The organism is Tahibacter sp., from assembly GCF_035481375.1.
Lineage (GTDB): Bacteria > Pseudomonadota > Gammaproteobacteria > Xanthomonadales > Rhodanobacteraceae > Tahibacter.
The window spans coordinates 1-18,074 of sequence record NZ_DATIGT010000038.1; the positions used below are offsets into that span (position 1 = coordinate 1).

The 18,074-nt window shown below is 69.6% G+C and carries 9 protein-coding genes and 1 pseudogene; 5 read left to right on the forward strand and 5 right to left on the reverse strand.

The genetic code is table 11. The annotated features are described in order from the left end of the window. On the reverse strand, window positions 1-1,690 hold a 1,690-nt coding region (locus VLF18_RS02650; protein WP_325278070.1), incomplete at its 3' end, for a right-handed parallel beta-helix repeat-containing protein. Between the two features lie 239 nt (window positions 1,691-1,929). Here VLF18_RS02650 and VLF18_RS02655 point away from each other — a divergent pair. After that, window positions 1,930-3,441, forward strand: coding sequence for an FG-GAP repeat protein (locus VLF18_RS02655; protein WP_325278071.1), 1,512 nt, complete (start codon window positions 1,930-1,932; stop codon window positions 3,439-3,441). A gap of 452 nt (window positions 3,442-3,893) precedes the next feature. On the opposite strand, the gene VLF18_RS02660 is transcribed toward VLF18_RS02655, so the two are convergent. Genes VLF18_RS02660 through VLF18_RS02670 form a run of 3 tightly spaced genes read right to left on the reverse strand, consistent with a single transcriptional unit; the run spans window position 3,894 to window position 8,274 of the window. Further along, window positions 3,894-4,634: a glycosyltransferase family 2 protein gene (locus VLF18_RS02660; protein ID WP_325278072.1), complete on the reverse strand. Its 741-nt coding sequence runs from the start codon at window positions 4,632-4,634 to the stop codon at window positions 3,894-3,896. Beyond that, the gene (locus tag VLF18_RS02665; protein ID WP_325278073.1) at window positions 4,631-5,551 is read right to left on the reverse strand and encodes a UbiA family prenyltransferase; all 921 of its coding nucleotides are present in this window, start codon (window positions 5,549-5,551) and stop codon (window positions 4,631-4,633) included. Before VLF18_RS02665 ends, VLF18_RS02660 begins: the two co-directional genes overlap by 4 nt. Then, window positions 5,548-8,274 (reverse strand): hypothetical protein, encoded by a 2,727-nt coding sequence (locus VLF18_RS02670; RefSeq protein WP_325278074.1) that lies wholly within the window; start codon window positions 8,272-8,274, stop codon window positions 5,548-5,550. The genes VLF18_RS02665 and VLF18_RS02670 overlap by 4 nt, the downstream gene beginning before the upstream one ends. 155 nt (window positions 8,275-8,429) lie before the next feature. Between VLF18_RS02670 and VLF18_RS02675 the strand changes: the two genes are divergently transcribed. Next, the gene (locus VLF18_RS02675) at window positions 8,430-9,380 is read left to right on the forward strand and encodes a UDP-glucuronic acid decarboxylase family protein (RefSeq protein ID WP_325278075.1); all 951 of its coding nucleotides are present in this window, start codon (window positions 8,430-8,432) and stop codon (window positions 9,378-9,380) included. A gap of 115 nt (window positions 9,381-9,495) precedes the next feature. Continuing rightward, a complete protein-coding gene (locus tag VLF18_RS02680) occupies window positions 9,496-13,530 on the forward strand; it encodes a glycosyltransferase (protein WP_325278076.1) in 4,035 nt (1,344 codons plus the stop codon). A gap of 37 nt (window positions 13,531-13,567) precedes the next feature. Here VLF18_RS02680 and VLF18_RS02685 read toward each other — a convergent pair whose 3' ends face one another. Further along, complete coding sequence (locus VLF18_RS02685) at window positions 13,568-15,973, reverse strand: hypothetical protein (protein ID WP_325278077.1); 2,406 nt, start codon at window positions 15,971-15,973, stop codon at window positions 13,568-13,570. A 292-nt stretch (window positions 15,974-16,265) separates the two neighbouring features. Here VLF18_RS02685 and VLF18_RS02690 point away from each other — a divergent pair, with 292 nt between their 5' ends. Beyond that, window positions 16,266-17,543 (forward strand): DUF5074 domain-containing protein, encoded by a 1,278-nt coding sequence (locus VLF18_RS02690; RefSeq protein ID WP_325278078.1) that lies wholly within the window; start codon window positions 16,266-16,268, stop codon window positions 17,541-17,543. Window positions 17,544-17,640: 97 nt separating this feature from the next. Beyond that, a pseudogene (locus VLF18_RS02695) lies at window positions 17,641-18,074 on the forward strand (hypothetical protein); the annotation flags it as partial.

An 18,074-nucleotide genomic window follows, 5' to 3' on the forward strand; every position in this document is an offset into this window, starting at 1 on the left:
CGGCGCCGGCCGCTTCCGGAATCGGCTCCCAGACGCCGCTGCCGCCGCGGGCGATCCGCACCGGGCTGCCGGCGATGACATCGCACCGCCCGTCGCCGTCGACATCGCCGAGGCCGACGTCGGCGAGGCGCTCGGTCGCGGCGCGCAGGAAGGTCCACTGCATCTTGCCGCCGCTGGACCACCACCAGTTCGCGCCGGTCGCCAGGAACAGGTCGTCGGTGCCGTCGCCGTCGATGTCGCAGACGCCGTAGTCGGCGAACGTCTTCACGCCGAAGCGGTTGTTCTGGCCGATCAGCGGCGTGGTGATCGCGCTCTGATAATTCCAGCCGTTCTGCGTGATGGCCTCGTCGTCGTCCTCATGCGCGAACACGTTGCCGCTCGCGCGCGGGCTGACCAGCGGATTGCCGCGGATCTTGATCGCGTTGCCTCGCGTGTACTGGAAGGCGTTGTCGGTGAACTCATAGTAGATGCCGGCCTCGCCGCAGCTGCCCGGCGCGTCGAAGAACAGCGGCCCGCAGGCGGTCGTGCCGTGCACGTCGAACTGATGCGTCCACCAGGTGCCGTAGACCGGGTACGAATCGTGGTAGCCGCCGCCCCGCAGCACGAGGTTGTGCCGCGCCGTGTACCAGCTTCCGGGATCGTAGCCGCCGGCCGCGGCGATCGCATGGCGGTTGTGATCGAACAGGTTGCGTTCGATCAGGACGCGTGCGCCGCCGGTCGATTCGACGCCATAGCCGTTGCCGCCGACGTGCTGGTTGTGATGGAAGAAGTTGTCGTGGACCTTTACGTCCTCGACGCGGTCGATCGCGCCGGCCGCGTCGGTCACGTAGACGCCCTGGCCGCTCCAGCCGGAAATCTCCATGTTGCTGATTTCCACATTGCGGCACGACTGCACGACGATGCCGCGCTCGAGATTGTCGTCGCCCGACTCGGAGTCCCAATGCGGGCCCTGCAGGCGGAAGCCTTCCAGATGCACGTTGGCGTCGTACTGGCCCGACTCGAAGCAACTGATCAGGAACAGCGGGCGCGGGCGATCGCTCGTCCACAGGCGCGGGCCGAGCCGGGTCGCATTGCGCACGGGATTGGGCAGGCTCGGGTTCGGATTGCTCGTCAGTGTCGTGCCGGGCGCGATCTCCACGGTGGTGCCGGTCATGTCCATGTCGACCTCGGGCGCGAGGATCACGGTCTTGCCGCCCGCTTCGAGCGCGCGCTTGAGCAGGTCGCGCCACAGCGGCGAACTGCCGTTGATCGCGACGACCGGACCGTCGGGCAGCGGCAGTCCGGTCGCGCGCACGGTGATCCAGCCGAGCGGCTTTTCGGCGCCGTTCTTCACCGCCTTCAGGTACCAGCTCTTGCCGGGAAGGTGGGTCGGCGTGACGACGCGCGAGCCCGTGCTCGGCACGGTCCGCTCGTCGAGCAGGCTCGTGCCGAAACGAACGGCCACCGGGCAGTAGGACGGATAGCTGACCTGCCAGGAAACGGTGGAGGAATTGCCGAGCTGCACTTCGGGCGGCGAGGCCGAGAGCGTCGCGGTCACGTCGTCGATGCAGTCGTTCGGCTCGGGCGTCGGGATGGGGTCGACGGCGCCGGCGGCGCCGGCGAGCGCGGCAAGCAGCACGGCGGCGACCGCGCGCCGCGAAATCCGGCAGGTCCGCAGTCGATCCGGTGTCTTGATGATTGGCTGAAACATGGTTTGCAGTCCTTGCTCATGCGGTGGGAAAGAACGGACGACGGCCATCGGCTTCGTTCCGCCCCCGGGCACGGAGTGGACGGCCGCTACCGGGGTAGTGCCGGGGACGGGAAACCGCCGGCGTTTGGGACATCGGTCCAGGCACCGGCGTGCCGCTGCCGGCGACGCCACGCGCGAGATGGCCCTTTTACGGCGGTTTGCCGTGGTACACGGGTAACGCCGACCGTCGGGACGCATCGATGAAACGCTTCGCCGCAATGCAGCTGGGCCTGCTCTTCGCGCTCCCGGGAGCGCTGCCGATGCCGGCCTCGGCGGATTCGGTCTATCGGCTCGGGCCGGTCGACGACACGGCTCTGCCGAACCCGGCGCCGGCGACCTCGGTGCAGTTCGGCACCACGATGGCGGCCGGGGATTTCAACGACGACAACATCAGCGACCTGGCCGTCGCCGCCTACGCCGCGAGCGAGCTGCGCGTGTACTTCGGTCAGGAATGGACGGTCGGCGGCGGCGTGCTGCCGGCCGACCGGTTCACCGTGAGCGTGGTGCCTCTGCCGTTCCAGGTGCTCCGGCCGGCTCTCGCCGCCGGCGACTTCGACGGCGACAGCGACGACGAACTCGCGATCGGCAATCCGGAGTTCAGCGATGTCGCGTCGGGCGCGGGGCGCGTGCTCGTGCTGCGCTACACCGGCAGCGCCTGGGCAGCGCAGGCGAGCATCGAGCAGGGCCAGGACGGTTACGCGGGCGCGCTGGAGAGCGGCGACGCGTTCGGCACGTCGCTGGCTGTCGGCGATTTCGACGACGACGGCTACGACGATCTCGCGATCGGCGTGAAAGGCGAGGACGTGGGATCCGTGAGCGATGCCGGCGCCGTGCAGATCGCCTACGGTTCGTCGACCGGCATCACCGGCGCACGCGATCAGCTCATCACGCGCAACGGCGACGGACTCACCGTGCCGCCGACGCTCGTCGAACTCTACGGCTCGACGCTCGCGAGCGGCGACTTCAACGAGGACGGCTATGCCGACATCGCGATCGGGGCGCTGCGCGCGCGCTGTCCGAACGGCACGGACGCGTCGGGTGCCGTGGTCATGATGCTCGGCAGCGCGGGCGGCATCGTGAACACCGGCACGCGCCAGTTCCGGCCCGGCGTGCTCGGCGTGCAGGGAACCTGCACCGACAACAGCGTGTTCGGCCGCGCGCTCGCGGCCGGTGGATTCGACGCGGGCTCGTCGACCGATCTCGCGATCGCAACCGGCGACGACGCGGTGCACGTGTTGTACGGATCCGCCGCGACGGGACTGCAGACTGACGGCGACCAGCGCATCACGCCGGCATCGTTGCCCGGCAACGTCGTCGGCGATACGCGGTTCGGCGTCTCGCTCGCGACCGGCCGGTTCAACGACGACCCGTTCAATATTTTCCCCGGACGGTCCAGTCTCGCGATCGGCGCGAACTTCGATACCGTGAACGGCGCGATCAAGGCCGGTTCGGTCATCGTCGTTCCGGGCGCCTCGTCGGGTCTCGTGCCGGCGGAGTCGCAGCGTTTCACGCGCAGCGCGGCGCTTTCGATCGGACCGCCGGTCACCGTCGACCTGTTCGGCGCGTCCCTGGCCGGCGGCGATTTCAACGACGACGGCCAGCGCGACCTTGCGATCGGCATTCCCTATTTCGACCTGGACGGCTTCGGCGATCGCGGCGCCGTCGAGGTGCTCTACAGCAGCGAGTGCATCTTTCGCAGCGGATTCCAGTAACGCGCAGCGTGCGGGTTCGTCGCACGCCGGGTGACGCCGGCGGCTGCTCCGCAAACCACCGTCGAACAACTCCACGGCGGAATCCGGACTTTCCAGCGAGGATGGCGTCGAGAGCAAGCCGGCATCAGCGGCGCGCACGCGCCCGGTCGGGAAACGTCCGTGCGGAAATCACGATGGACAGACGAGAGAACCCCGTTTCCGAATTGATGCAGGCAGCGCCGGAGTACGGCCTCGACGGGATGCTGGAGCGAATCGCCGAGGTCGCGGCACGCCGCCGAGGGGCTGCGCGTCACGTCCGTCAGCCTGCTCGGCGGGCGAACGGCGCTCGAGCTCGCGCGATCCCGCCTCGGCCGGCAGGTGATCGATTTTCTGCACCGTGCATGGCTGACCGAGTGGCGCGGCGTCGAGCACGGTGGAGCGTTGCGCGGCGCCGACGCGGACGGTTCGCCGGCTCAGCGCCCGTCCGCGGTGCGTGACTGGGCGATTGCGCGCCTGCGCAGGCGCTCGCGCAGCGGCGGACGGTATTTCGCGATGCACCAGAGCGCGCGGAACCCGTCCTTCCAGCCGATCTTCTTGCCGTCCGCGTAGCTGCGGCCGTTGTAGGCAATGCCGATTTCCTCGATGCGGCAGCCGGTCCGCGCGATCTTGGCGGTGACTTCCGGCTCGAAGCCGAAACGGTCTTCCTCGATCTCGATGGCCTGGATGATTTCGCGGCGGAACACCTTGTAGCAGGTCTCCATGTCCGTGAGCGTCAGGCCCGTGAAGCGGTTCGAGAGGAACGTGAGCACTTTGTTGCCGACCCAGTGCTTCGCGAGCATGCCGACGGGCCTCCCGTTGCGGAAACGCGAACCGAACACGACGTCGGCGCGACCGCTCGCGATGGGTTCGACGAGTGCGGCGTAGTCGTTCGGGTCGTATTCGAGGTCGGCGTCCTGGACGATCACGAGGTCGCCGGTCGCGGCGCGGATGCCCGTGCGCAGCGCTGCTCCCTTGCCCTGATTGACCGCGTGATAGAAGACCTGCTGCACGAGCGGCGCGATCTCGCTCTGCAGGATCGCGCGCGTGCCGTCGCGCGAGCAGTCGTCGACGACGATGATTTCCATCGACGCATACGGCGCGTTGCGCACGGCGTCGACGATCGCGCGGATCGTCCGCTCCTCGTTGTAGCAGGGAATCACGACCGATAGTTTCATGGGCGCGGCAGCGCTCCGATTCCGGATGACGCATCGAATTGTCCGGCCAGCATCACGAGCCCGATCAGCGCGAACAGCCAGCGGTAGCGTTGCTGCATCCAGACGGCCGTCTCGAAACGCAGCCCCCGAGCCAGCGCTTGCGCCGACCAGGCCAGATGCAGCAGCCACGCGATCGGGCTCCAGCGCAGCAGCGCCGGAAGAATGCCGAACGCCGCGAGCGCCGTGAGCAGCGCATAGGCCGTCGTGAACGTGACTACGCTCGCGACGAACGCGGGCCGGCACCCGAACACGACGGCGTTCGTGCGTATGCCGGTGAGCCGGTCGTCGTCGTAGTCGCGAACCTCCTGATTGAGATGGCCCGCGGCGAACACGAGTCCGAAGAACAGGCCGATCATCAGGCCGGTCGCATCGGGATCGCGGGCGAGCGTGTAGCCGAGCAGAAAATGCAGCGTGCCGCCGGCCAGATGATTGAGCGAGGCCGCGACCGGCGTGCTCTTGCCGAGCACGGGCGATGCCGAATACAGGAATCCGAGCGCGGCGATCGCAGTGCCGATCAGCAGCGCCGGCAGGCCGACCGCGGCGAACGCGACGGCTGCGAGAACGAGCAGTGCGGCGGATGCCCCGGCGACCTCGCCGCGGCTGATGCCGTGGCGGCTGAAGACGTGCGGCGAGCGCTGCGGCGCGCGCAGGTCGCTCTCGTAGCCGGCCCAGTCGTTGAACACGAAGATATGTGCGGTGAGCGCGCAGCTCCCGAGCAGCAGCAGGATCGGCGCGGCGACGCCGCCGTGTTCGATGCGGTAGCCGCCGAGGAAAATCCCGATGAACGGCGACGCCTGCAGCGCGCCGACTTCGAGCGCGCGCGTCGCGACGAAGTGCCGGACGATGCGCCCGTAGTGCCGGATCGCGTGCGCGGTCATGGCGCGGCGTCTCTGCCGGCGGCCTCGTACAGCCGCAGCCACAGCGCGTAGCCGACGTCTTCGGACCAGTAGTAGCGACGCACCGTCGCGCTGAGATCGTTGTGGTACAGCAGCGGCGGCGAACGCCGGAGCAGTGCGAAGTCGTCGCTGCCGAGCTGGGCGAGCACGCGGCGAACGGCCTGTCGCGTCGACGCGTCGCCGGGCGACTGCTCGGCCTCGACGAGCCGGTACACGGCCTCGCTCCAGATCGCCTGTCCCGCGGCGGGCAGCGCGAGTCGCTCGATCGGCAGCGTCAGCGCGCAGCCGAGCCCGCGCAGCTCGGCCGCACGCAGATACGGCAGCAGCGCGGACTTCGCGTAATAGACCCAGACGTCGTCATCGCGGAACGCGCGCTGCAGCGCGCCGCAGAGCTGCTGCGCCGCCGGCGGGTCGAACGTGCGCAGCATCAGATACACGTTCATCTGGATCGCGACATCGGTCGGATTCGGATCGCTGCCGGGGTCGAGGCACCGATAGTGCTTCTTCGCCGCGAGCCAGGTGCGATAGAAGCCGCGCGTGTCCCGATAGCGCGCGAGCGTGTCCAGCATGGGCCGCCGCCGCGGATCGTCGGCGCTGCCGGCGACTCGCCAGACCAGTGCCGAGTCGTCGGCATCCGGCGTGATCGCGCAGCCGAGCATGCCGATCGTCGGTCCGTCCGGCAGTCCGTGATAGCGCACGAGCCCGTCGCTTTCGATCTGCGCCGCAAGGTGCGCGCGGGCGCGCCCGAGCGCCGCGTCGAAATCGTGCCGGCGCGCGAGCGGCGCCAGCAGGTCGACGAGCGTCGCGGTCAGGAACGTGTTCATTTCCGGCTGCGGCGCGTCGTACTGGCGCTGCTGCGTGTGCGCGGTGAGCCAGGCGCCATAGCCGGTCTGGCGTTCGCGCAGCAGCACCGTCGCGCGCGCGGCCATCGCATCGAACGCGGCTGCCGACGGTTCGTCCGGCAGCGCCGCGCCGGTCGGTGCCGGCGGCTGCGGCTGCACGATCACGCGCTGCTCGCGGACGATGCGGAAATCGCTGCGCGGCTGGACGCGAACGGCGAGCTGCAGCACGCGCTCGCCGGGAGCCACGCCCCAGAGATTCGCCACCACGCGCCAGCCCGACGGCGCCTGCGTCTGCAGCGCCGCATCGACGTCCGGCCGCGGCAGGAACCCGGTCGTCGCGCCGACGACGATGCCGTCCACGAGCAGCAGCAGCTGTGCCGGCGAACGCTCGCAGGCGAGCGCCCAGCCTTCGATCGCGGCGCCCGGTTCGAGGGCCGGCAGCGCACCGGCGAGCGGAAGCCGCGTCGGCCCGATCCGGTCGATCGTGCCCCTCGCGTCGCAGAGCAGTTCGCCGGGCGCGGGCGCGTGACGCAGTTCGGCGACAAATGGGATATTTCCCCAATTCCACGCGCCGCCCAGCGCCGGGTCTTCGCCGAAGATGAGCTCATCGCTGGTCCTGGTGTACCAGAACGCGCCGACCGCCTGGATGCCGATCGATGCCGCGATCGCCGCGGCGAAGAGGCCGCGCGCAGCAGGGCGCAGCACGAGCGGCGCCGGGGCCAGCATCCAGATCAGGATCGGCAGGATATCGGTGAGCCAGCGCGGCCCCCACGAGGTTCCGGCGCGCCAGTCGCCCTGGGCATAGAGCAGGATCTGCGCGACGACCGCGAGCGTCAGCGCGATCGCGAGTCCGCGCGTCTCGCGCGCGCGCAGGCGCTGCGTCAGTCCGAACGGAACGAAGATCAGGAACGGCGCGAACACCAGCAGCCCGCGCGACGGGCTGACGAGCAGCCCCGCGAGCCCCGACCAGGCGGCCTGAAAGAAATTGCCCGGCGGTTTCACGACGCCGTAGCCGCCGGCGAGATGGCCGATGAAGCCGAGGTTGTAGTAGAGCAGGGCCGCGAGCGGAACGGCGGCGCCGGCCGCGAGCCATACCGTGCTGCGCCAGTTCCGGATGAGGACGAACGCGCCGATCGCCGCGGCGATCAGTCCGTCGGGCGGACGGTTCGCCGCCATCAGCACGCAGGCCGCGCCGAGCAGCGCCAGGCGCGTCGCGGTCGCAGGGCCGATGACCAGCAGCAGCGCCAGCGCGATCAGCAGCTCGCCGGTGCCGTGCTGCCAGAGCGCCTGGCTCGAAATCATCCAGGTGTTGGTGCCGAGCGCGAACGCGAGCGCGAGCGGCAGGCTCCACGGGTTGCCTTCGCGCCGCAGCAGCAGGTAAACGAGCACGCTCGCGAGCGCGGCGAGCAGCGATGCGGCCAGTTTCTCCATCCATTCCGCGATCCGGTCGACCTGCGGCTGCTCCCAGCCTTTCGCATCGAGCCAGAACGCCGCGGGCGCGTAGAGCGGCGCAACGAGCAATGGCGTGACCGGCGGATAGAACGAGGCGAGTTCGTGATGGCGCGTGCGGACCAGCCAGTAGGCGGACGGTTCGAAATAGACGGCTTTCCCGTCGGCGTTGGCCGGCCGGAACCGCGACAGGGTCTGCGGATGACCGCGAGCGATCAGGCGTGCGTGTTCGTCCAGTTGCAGCGTGCCGTCGTGCCAGAGCACGAGCGGCAGGTAGCGGGCCGCGATCGTGTCTCCGGCACCGATCTGCCGCAGGTTCGCGTTGTAGATCACGAAGCAGGCGACGGCCAGCAGCAGCGGCACGAGCAGCGATCGCAGCCTTGTGCGGCGCGGGTTGCGCGCGGAATTCGTCATGGCGCAGGCAAAGGGTGGAGGACCGGTGCGCGCCTCGAACTGCCGCGGCCGGTTGCGATGAGGTGACGGTGCATGGCGCGCGAGCTTAACGGATCGACAGTGCGCTGTGGCCTTGTTATGTTCGCTGCTTCGCCACTGAACGAAACGATTCCCGGATGCGGTCGACTGGGCAGAGAACACTGGTGACGGGCGGTGCCGGTTTTCTCGGATCCCACGTGTGCGACGCGCTGATCCGGCGTGGCGACGACGTGCTCTGCGTCGACAATTTTCATACCGGCACGCGCGACAACATCGCGGCGCTGCTGGAGCATCCGCGCTTCGAACTGCTGCAGCACGACGTCACGCTGCCGCTCGACGTCGCGGTCGACCGCATCTTCAATCTGGCCTGTCCGGCCTCGCCGGTTCACTACCAGCACGACCCGGTGCAGACGACGCGCACCTGCGTGCACGGCGCGATGAACATGCTCGCGCTCGCGCACAAGCGCGGCGCGCGCATCCTGCAGGCGTCGACGAGCGAGGTCTATGGCGACCCGGAAGTGCATCCGCAGCCGGAAAGCTACTGGGGCCGGGTCAATCCGATCGGCATGCGCAGCTGCTACAACGAAGGCAAGCGCTGCGCCGAGACGCTGTTCTTCGACTATCGCCGGCAATACGACCTGCAGATCAAGGTCGTGCGGATCTTCAACACCTACGGCCCGCGCATGTACGTCGACGACGGCCGCGTCGTCAGCAATTTCATCGTCCAGGCGCTGCGCGGCGAAGACGTCACGCTGTACGGCGACGGCAGCCAGACGCGCTCGTTCTGCTATGTGGACGATCTGATCGAGGCGCTGCTCGCCGCGATGGACACGCCGGCCGACTTCACCGGGCCGGTCAACGTCGGCAATCCGGCCGAACTGAGCATGCGCGAACTCGCCGAGCGCGTGCTGCGGCTCAGCGGCAGCCGGTCGCGGATCGTCCATCGCCCGCTGCCGCCGGACGACCCGAAAGTGCGCCGGCCCGACATCGCGCTGGCCGAGCGCGCGCTGGGCTGGCAGCCGCGCGTGCCGCTGGATGCGGGGCTCGAGAAAACGATCGCCTACTTTCGTGCGCATCTGAACGCATGAAACCCTTCATTCCATCCGCGGACGGCGCGCATCGCGTTGCGGCAATGCCCATTCGCGTGCATCGTCGCCGTCCGCATCCATCGGCGACTCGCAGCGCTCGATACGAGGGCAGCCGATGACGGGTCGGACGAGAACAGCCATCGTCGTTGCGGGCATGCATCGCAGCGGCACGTCGGCGGCGACGCGCATCGTCAACCTGCTCGGTGCCGAACTCGGCAGCGAGCTGATTCCGGCAAGCGTCGGCAACGAACACGGCCACTGGGAATCCCGCGCGGTCCAGGCGCTGCACAATGACCTGCTCGCCGAACTCGGATCCGACATCTATTCGCCGGTCGGCATCGCACCCGGCTGGTTCTCCAGCGATGCCGCGCAGCCCTGGATCGGCCGCATGCAGGCGCTGCTTGCCGAGGAGCACCCGAACGCCGGTCTGTTCGTACTCAAGGATCCGCGCATCGCGTTGTTTCTGCCGCTGTGGTCGGAAGCGATGCGGCGCTCGGCGATCGAGCCGCGATTCCTGATTCCGTTCCGGCATCCCGATGCGGTTGCGGGATCCCTGGAACGGCGCGAACGCCGGCTCGACAGCGGCAACGCGCTGCCGCCCGCGCAGGGCGTCGCGGTCTGGCTGCGCTACGTCATCGCGGCGGAACGGGCGACGCGCGGCGACGCGCGCGCGTTCGTCGCATTCGACGCGCTGCTGGCCGACTGGCGTGCGGAGTTCGCGCGCATCGGCCGGCAGCTCGGTATCGACTGGCCGAACGCGCAACGCGCCGACGAACGCATCGACGCGTTCCTCGCTGCCGGAAGCCGCGGCCGCGAAGCGGCGGATCCGACGCATGACCTTGCGGGCCTGCATGGCGAGGTCTACGCCGCCCTGCAGCGTGCGGCAGGCGATCCGCAATCCCTTGCGCCGGCGTTCGACGCGGCGGCGCAGGCGATGGCGGCTGCCGATGCGCTGCTCGGCCCGCACATCGTGGCGCGCGAACGCGTATTCGGCGACCTGCGCGACCGTGCCGAAGCCGCGTCGCGGCAGCACGGCGCCGAGCGCGCGCAGATGCATGCGCGCTTCGCCGACGAAATCGGCCGGCGCGATGCGCGCATCGAGGCCGCCACGACACACGCCGAAAAGCTCCAGGAAACCGTCGACACGCTGCAGCGCGACAATCGCAAGGCCGTAGCGCATGCGCTGTCGCTCGAACAGGATCGCGCGCGGACGCGCGAGCGGTTCGATGCGGAAATCGCAGCGCGCGATGCGCGCATCGCGGAAGCGGCCGCCCATGCGAATCGACTCGAGGAAACGCTCGCGGCGCTGGAGCGTGAACGCCGCAAGGCGGCCGACTACGCGGGCGTGCTGGAACGGGAACGCGACAAGGCCGCCGACTACGCGAATCTGCTCGAACGGGAGCACGGCAAGGCTTCCGACTATGCGCGGCTGCTGGAACTGGATCGCGATCGCGCCGTCGACTACGCGGCACAGCTCGAACGCAGCCGCGACGAGGCCATCGACTACGCGCAGGCGCTGGAGCGGGCGCGGAACGACGCACTGCGGCCGGCGGGAGCGGAGCAGCGTCCCGGCATCTCGGTCTTCTTCACGATCGCATCGCGCAACTACCTGGCCTATGCGAAGACGCTGATGCAGTCGGTCGCCGCGCAGCATCCGGACACGCCGCGCTACCTGATCCTCGCCGATCGCGACGAAGGCGATGCGGGCGCCGCCGATCTGCCGTTCGCGACGATCGCGGCCGACGCGCTCGCGCTGCCGGATTTCGATGCGTTCGCGTTCCGCTACACGATCATGGAGTTCAACACGGCGATCAAGCCGTATGCGTTCGCGCACCTGCGCCGGCTGCATCCGGATGCCGGCATCGTCTATCTCGATCCCGACATCCTCGTGGTCGAACCGCTCGTCGAGGTCGACGCGGCCCTGAGGGACGGCGCGCTCGCCGTGCTGACGCCGCACCTGCTCGAACCGGTCGACGACGATCGCCGGCCCGGCGAACGCGACATGCTCGCAAGCGGCACCTACAACTGCGGCTTCATCGCGATCGGCGCGCATGCCAAGGCCGATCGCCTGATCGGCTGGTGGGCCGACCGCCTGGAGTTCGGCGCGGCCAGCGACATCGCCGCCGGCCTGTTCACCGACCAGAAATGGGTCGACCTCGTGCCGGGCCTGTTTCCGGACGTCCGCGTGCTTCGCGACAAAGGCTACAACCTCGCGTACTGGAATCTGTCGCAGCGCGTCGTGTCGCGGCGCGGCGGGCGCTGGTATGCCGGGGAGCGGCCGCTCGCCTTCGTGCATTTCAGCGGCGTCGATCTCGAACGTCCGGCGCGGTTCTCCAAGCACCAGAACCGACACACCCGGGCGACGATCGGAAAACTCGAACCGCTGTACGCGGACTACCTCGATCGCCTCGCCGCGAACGGCCACCGCGAACATCGCGGCAAGCCCTATGCGTTCGGCAGGTTCGCCGACGGCGAGCCGATCTGCGATCCGGTGCGCGCGGTCTATCGGCGCTATTTCGACAAGGGCGCGCCGCAGCCGCAGCGCCACCCGTTCTCGATGAGCCGCGCGCTCTACGACCTGCCGTGCGACGAGCTGCCCGCGCGCGCCGAGGCGCCGGTTTCGCGATTGATGTATGCCGCGTGGAAGATGCGCGCCGATCTGCAGAACGCCTTCGACATCGGTCAGGCGGACGGTCGCGACGCGTTCATCCGCTGGTTCGTCCGCACGGCCGGCACCGAGATGGGCGTGCCGGAACGGCATCTCGCCGGCGCGCGCCGCGCCCTGGCCGCGCGTGCCGCTGCCGATCTGCACGACGGTGTGCCGCGCCTGATCGCGCACGAGGGGCGTTCGGCGTCGGGACCGCTGCCGTTCGTCGCGTCCGCGTGCCTGGACCTGATCAACTGGAGCTACCGGTTCCGCGCCGCGCGCCGTTGCTACGCGGCGATTCCGGAGCCGACGCGAAACCGCGTGCGACACCGGCTCGAGGAGATCGCCGGAAGGCCGGCGGCGGCCGCGCCGGCCGTGCCGCCGGAGTTTCCCCCGGGCGTCACGCTGGTCGGCTACGCGCACGGTGAATTCGGCGTCGCCGAGATCCTGCGCCGGCACGCGCATACGCTGGACAGCGGCGGCATGCCGTTCGCCGTGCGCAATTTCGACGTCGGCGTCGCGAGCCGCCAGAGCGATCGCAGCATGCAGCGGTTCCTCTCGGAGGACTGCCGCTACGACGTGAACCTGTTCTGCATCAATGCCGACCAGATGCCGGTCGCGCGCCGCCATCTCGGCGACGAGGCGTTCGCAGGCCACTACAACATCGGCTGCTGGTTCTGGGAACTCGAGAAGTTTCCGGAGCAGTGGCACGGCGCGATCGATCTCGTCGACGAGATCTGGGTCGGTTCGCCGTTCGTGCGCGACGCGATCGCCGCGTGCACGTCAAAGCCCGTGCACATCGTGCCGGTCGCGCTGCGCGTGGATCTGCCGGCGAACCGCTCGCGGCGCGCGATCGGCCTGGCCGACGACGTATTCGTCTGCCTCTTCAGCTTCGACTTCAATTCCTTCGTCACGCGCAAGAACGCCGAAGGCGTCATCGCCGCATTCCGCCGCGCGTTCCCGGCCGATCGCCGCGACGTGCGCCTCGTGATCAAGACGACGAACGGCGAGCGGTTTCCCGACGTGTTGCGCGCGCTCGTCGATACGGCCGCGGGCGACGATCGCATCGACGTGCGCGACGGATTCCTCGATCGCAGCGGCATGTGGGCGCTGCAGGCCGGCTGCGACTGCTACATCTCGCTGCATCGCTCCGAAGGTCTCGGGCTCGGCATGGCCGAATGCATGCTGCTCGGCAAGCCCGTCGTCGCGACCGCGTATTCGGGCAATCTCGCGTTCATGGACGAGGACAACAGCTGCCTCGTCGGCTATTCGCTGATTCCCCTGAACGAAGGCGAATACCCGGCCTGGGAAGGCCAGCGCTGGGCCGAGCCCGACATCGGACAGGCCGCGGCGCATCTGCGCCGCCTCGCCGACGATCCGGCCTTCGCGCGGGCCCTCGGCGACAGGGCGCAGGCGAGCGTGCGTGAACGCCTGTCGGCGCCGGCGAGCCTCGCGGCAATGACGGCGAGACTCGCGGAGATCCGCGCGCGACGCACGGACTGACCGTCGAGCCGCGGCGACGGTGCCGCGGGCGGAGACGTCACTGCGATCCGGCACCTTCGGCTGCGCGGATCTCGACATCGCGCACGTAGGACCAGTCGCAGTCGCCGTTGTTCGCCGGCCCGGGCGTCACCTCCAGCGTCAGCACGCCGTCGGCACCGATGTCGACCGGACCCAGCTCGAAGCGGCGCGCAGGGCGCAGCGACGGATCGGCGAACGGATCGTACGCCTGCGCGAGCGTCGCGCCCGCAGCGCCGGAGACGCGGACTTCCACGCCGTCGCCGCCGCCGCAGCCCGCGCTCGTGAACGCGTTCGGGACGATGCCGATCTGACCCGAGACGACGTAGCGGCCGGCGCCCGGCGTGAAGGCCAGTCGCGCGGGACTGTGCAGGAACAGCACGCGGCGTCCGTCGACCTCGACGGTATGCGCGCCGGCGGTCCGCGACTGCGGCCGGTGCGAAAACCCCGGAAACAGCGCATCGAGCACCGGCGCCGGCAGATCCGTGCGTGCGCGCTGCGGCTGCTGCGTCGCGTTCCACGCGATGCCGTCGGCGAACAGAAACTGCTGGGCATCGCTCTGCGGCACGATCCGGAAGCGCCGCACGGCCGGCAGGTCGGCGCCGGCGAACAGGCGCACGTAGTCATCGAGCGACTGCACGAGCGGCGACACGAGGAAGCCGCCGGGCGCCGCGCTGCGCACGAGCCGGAAGCGCCGCGTCGTTGCGTCGGCGAGTTCGAGTTCGATGAACTGCCCGGGTTCGCGCAGCACGGTCGCCATGGCCTTGCCGGCCGGCGAGAGTTCGGAACGCACCGCGAGTATCGACACGGTGCCGGGCGAGGCGGGCAGGTCGATCCATTCGCCCCAGCCCGCCTGCTGCCAGCCGGCGTCCGGCGGCGTCTGGGGCGGTGTCGACCCGGCATCCTTTTCCAGCAGCAGATAGGATTTTTCCACGAGTACCGGATGGTAATTCCGGTACATGGTCGTGAACGCGAGCGCGTTTTCGCTCGTCGGCAGGTTGCCGTCGATCGGCGAATACGCGAGCAGCACGAAGTCGGTCCGTTCCGGCCCGCTGTACGCGGCGGCGTTCAACTGCTGCAGGTGCGGGGTGTACGCGCCATAGCCCTGGAACACGGGTGCGGGCCGATAGGCGAGGCCGTTGAACATCACGACGCCCTGCTGCGTGCCGAGCAGATCGACGCTGCGCGCGCCGACTGCGGCGCGCGTCCGCGGCAGGTCGAGCCGGAGGCGCTCGCGGTCCAGCGCCGCGATCAGCGCCGGCCTGTGCGCGAGCGGACGCATCAGCAGGCCGAGATTGCCGGCGATGACGCGCGGACTTGCCGCGGCGAGATCGCCGCGCCGGTGGCCCATGCCCGGATTGAAGCTGCGGTCGGCGACCGGCACGGCGGCGAGGGCCAGTGCGAGACTCGCGGCGCGCAGCCGGCGCGTCGGTGCCGGCGTCAGGCCCGGCAGCAGCGGCAGCACGAGCCAGGCCGTCAGCACGAAGATCACGACATGCGTGTCGGCACGCGTGAAGCCCGCGCGCCATGCGATGAACAGCGTGAGGCCGCAGAGGACGAGGCACGCGAGCCGCGCGACATCGCGGCGCGCGCGCCAGGCGGCCCAGAGCCCGACGAGGCCGCTGCCGCCGATCACGGCCAGGCCGTAGAGATCGTAGCGCAGCGGCGGAAAGCTGCCCATCGCCGCGGAATAGCCGCGCGAAATCTCGAATACCGTCGCGATGAACGGGAGCAGGTCGCCGAACTGCTGGCCGCTGAGCGTCCACAGCGTCAGCGAGCAGGCCGGAACGAGCAGCAGCCATGCGGTCGCGTGACGCAAAAGACGCGCGCGCAGCAGCACGACGATCCCGGCGAGCCACGCCGCCACGATCAGCAGCAGCCCGCTCATCTTGATCAATAGAATTGTGGAAAGATAAACGGCGGCGACGACGGCCAGCAGCCACAGCGCGCGCCGGCGGCCGGCCTCGGCATGCGCGTGCATGCCGGCGACCGCGAACATCGGCATCGACAGCCAGACCGGATCGGCCGCCAGCACGGGGGCGGCGAACAGGACCGCGGAAACCATGACGATGCGCTCGGGCCAGCGCTGCGCCACCCAGCCGTTCGCGAACAGAAACCCGGCTGCGGCGGCGAGCGCGATCTGGACCGCGACGAAGCTGCCGTAGTGGTTCGGGTCGCAGGCATTCAACGGCGAGAAATAGCCGAGCGGCCCGTACGTGAATGCGATGTCGCTGCCCCAGCGCAGGCCGTGCATGCTCGCCCAGCGCAGCACCATCGACCACGACGGATCGAGCTCGTCGCCGGCGACCGAGCCGCCGAAGCGCACGCTCGCGACGAGGAACAGCAGGCCGGCGAGTACGGCCGCAGCCGCATCGAGTGCGGTGATCGTGCGCGTGCGGGCCAAGGGATGCGTGTCGTCGATACTCATCCCGCGATCGTCTCAGGACAGAGCGTCGGCCGGGAAGACGTGCAGCACTCGACCGGATCTGCGACGACATCGCGCGCCGGCGGCTCCGGGCACGAGCGAGGCACCATGAGCGCGCTCGTGCTCGACTGGTCCGCCGCCGCGGCAGGTCCTTCCGCGGCCGGCGGCAAGGGCGGGCAGCTCGGCGTGCTGGCCGGACTCGTGCGCCGCGACAGTTTCGCCTGCCGACTTCCGCAATGGTTCAGCGCAGCGGCCGTCGCCGACGATTCCCGCGCCAACTACAGGGGCTGTTCCGATGAAACCCATTCATGCGCACCGCCGCCCGGCACGCGCCGGCATCGCACTGTGCTGGTCGTTCGCGCTCGTACCCGCGACGCTGGCGATCGCCGGACCGTATGCCTACGTGCCGGTGGCGAGCAGTTACACCGTGTCGGTCATCGACACCGCGACCAACGCCGTGATCGACGGCATTCCGGCCGGCGAGGGGCCGATCGGCGTGGCGGTGAGTCCCGACGGCCTGCTTATCTACGTCGCGAGCCAGAACGCGCATTCCATGATTGCGATCGATGCGTTGACCGACACGGTGATCGGCACGCTCGCGCTCGCGTCCGATCCGTTCGGTCTCGCGGTCACGCCGGACGGATCGCAGATCTACGTGGCCTTGTCGGGCATCGACGCGATCGCCGTCGTCGATGCGCAGAGCCTGACGGTGCTCGACACGATCGAAGTCGGCATGACGCCGCGCGCCGTCGCGTTCACGCCGGACGGCGGCAAGGCCTATGTCGCGAACCAGAACGGTGCGAGCGTGTCGGTCATCGACACGCAGGACGACAACACGGTGATCCGCCACGTACCGGCCGGTGGTTTCGCGCTCGGCGCGGCCGTCAATCCCGCCGGCGACCGCGCCTACGTGGCGACTTCGGGCGCCGGGTCGGGATCGGGTCTCGTCGTGATCGACACGGCGACCGACGCGATCGTCACGACGATCACGGTCGGCGAAGCGCGCGGCGTCGCGGTTGCGCCCGATGGTCGCGTCTATGTCAGCCATGACGACAGCGTGTCGATCGTGGATCCCGCGACGAATACCGTCGCAACGACCGTCCCGACCGGGCAAACCGCCTACGGGGTTTCGCTCAGCCGCGACGGCGCTCGCGCCTATGTGGTCAACACCAACGGCGCCTCGGTCTCGGTCGTCGACACGGCGTCGGCCGCGGTGATCTCGACGATTCCGCTGGCCGGCGGCGCGTTCTCGCTCGGCAATTTCGTCGGTCCGCCCATCATGCCGCGCGCGCCGGTGCTCGCCGCGAGCGGCCGGCAGCAGGCGATCCGGCTCACGTTCGACGCACCGCGCGACGGCGGCTCGGCGATCCTCGACTACACCGCGACCTGCGGTACCGCGAGCGTGACCGGAACGGCGTCGCCGCTGACCATCGGCGGTCTCAGCAACGGCGTGACCCATGCGTGCTCGGTCGTCGCGCGAAACGCGATCGGAACCGGGCCGGCGTCGAATGTCGTGCAGGCGACCGCCGGCGTCGCCGATGCGATCTTCATCGACGGTTTCGACGCGCCCTGAACTTCGGCCGCGAATCGGTCGACGCGGGCTTGGCGCGCGCGCGTCGGCGCGCAAGAATCCACACGCCGCGCCGATGCGGCTCACGAAGGACGAACCGATGCGCCGTGCCCTGATCCGTTCCGCTGCCGGCGTCGCGCTCGGCGTGCTCGCCTTTGCCGGCACGGCCGTCGCCGACGCGGCGAAGTCCCGACTCGAGCAGCACATGGGCGCCAAGTTCCGCGAGGCGGGGCTGCATCGCGCGACGCCCGCCGAGATCGCGGTCCTCGAACAATTCATGATCGAGCACGCGGACGAGCTGCGCACGATGACGCCGGCCTCGGACGCGACGTCCGCCGCCGCGGTCGTCGCCGCGGAACCCGCGCGTGCCCGCCGTGCCGAGAAGAGCGCCGAACCGAGCGACGAACGCGTGTCGAGCCGCATCGCCGGCGAGTTCAAGGGCTGGCAGCGCGGCACGACGCTGACGCTCGAAAACGGACAGCAATGGCGCGTCAGCGACGAGAGTTCGCTCGTCGTGCGCGCGATGAACAGTCC

Coding starts and splice junctions, on each gene's coding strand:
- VLF18_RS02655 (WP_325278071.1), top strand. CDS start 1,930: ATGAAACGCTTCGCCGCAATGCAGCTGGGCCTGCTCTTCGCGCTCCCG.
- VLF18_RS02660 (WP_325278072.1), bottom strand. CDS start 4,634: ATGAAACTATCGGTCGTGATTCCCTGCTACAACGAGGAGCGGACGATC.
- VLF18_RS02665 (WP_325278073.1), bottom strand. CDS start 5,551: ATGACCGCGCACGCGATCCGGCACTACGGGCGCATCGTCCGGCACTTC.
- VLF18_RS02670 (WP_325278074.1), bottom strand. CDS start 8,274: ATGACGAATTCCGCGCGCAACCCGCGCCGCACAAGGCTGCGATCGCTG.
- VLF18_RS02675 (WP_325278075.1), top strand. CDS start 8,430: ATGCGGTCGACTGGGCAGAGAACACTGGTGACGGGCGGTGCCGGTTTT.
- VLF18_RS02680 (WP_325278076.1), top strand. CDS start 9,496: ATGACGGGTCGGACGAGAACAGCCATCGTCGTTGCGGGCATGCATCGC.
- VLF18_RS02685 (WP_325278077.1), bottom strand. CDS start 15,973: ATGAGTATCGACGACACGCATCCCTTGGCCCGCACGCGCACGATCACC.
- VLF18_RS02690 (WP_325278078.1), top strand. CDS start 16,266: ATGAAACCCATTCATGCGCACCGCCGCCCGGCACGCGCCGGCATCGCA.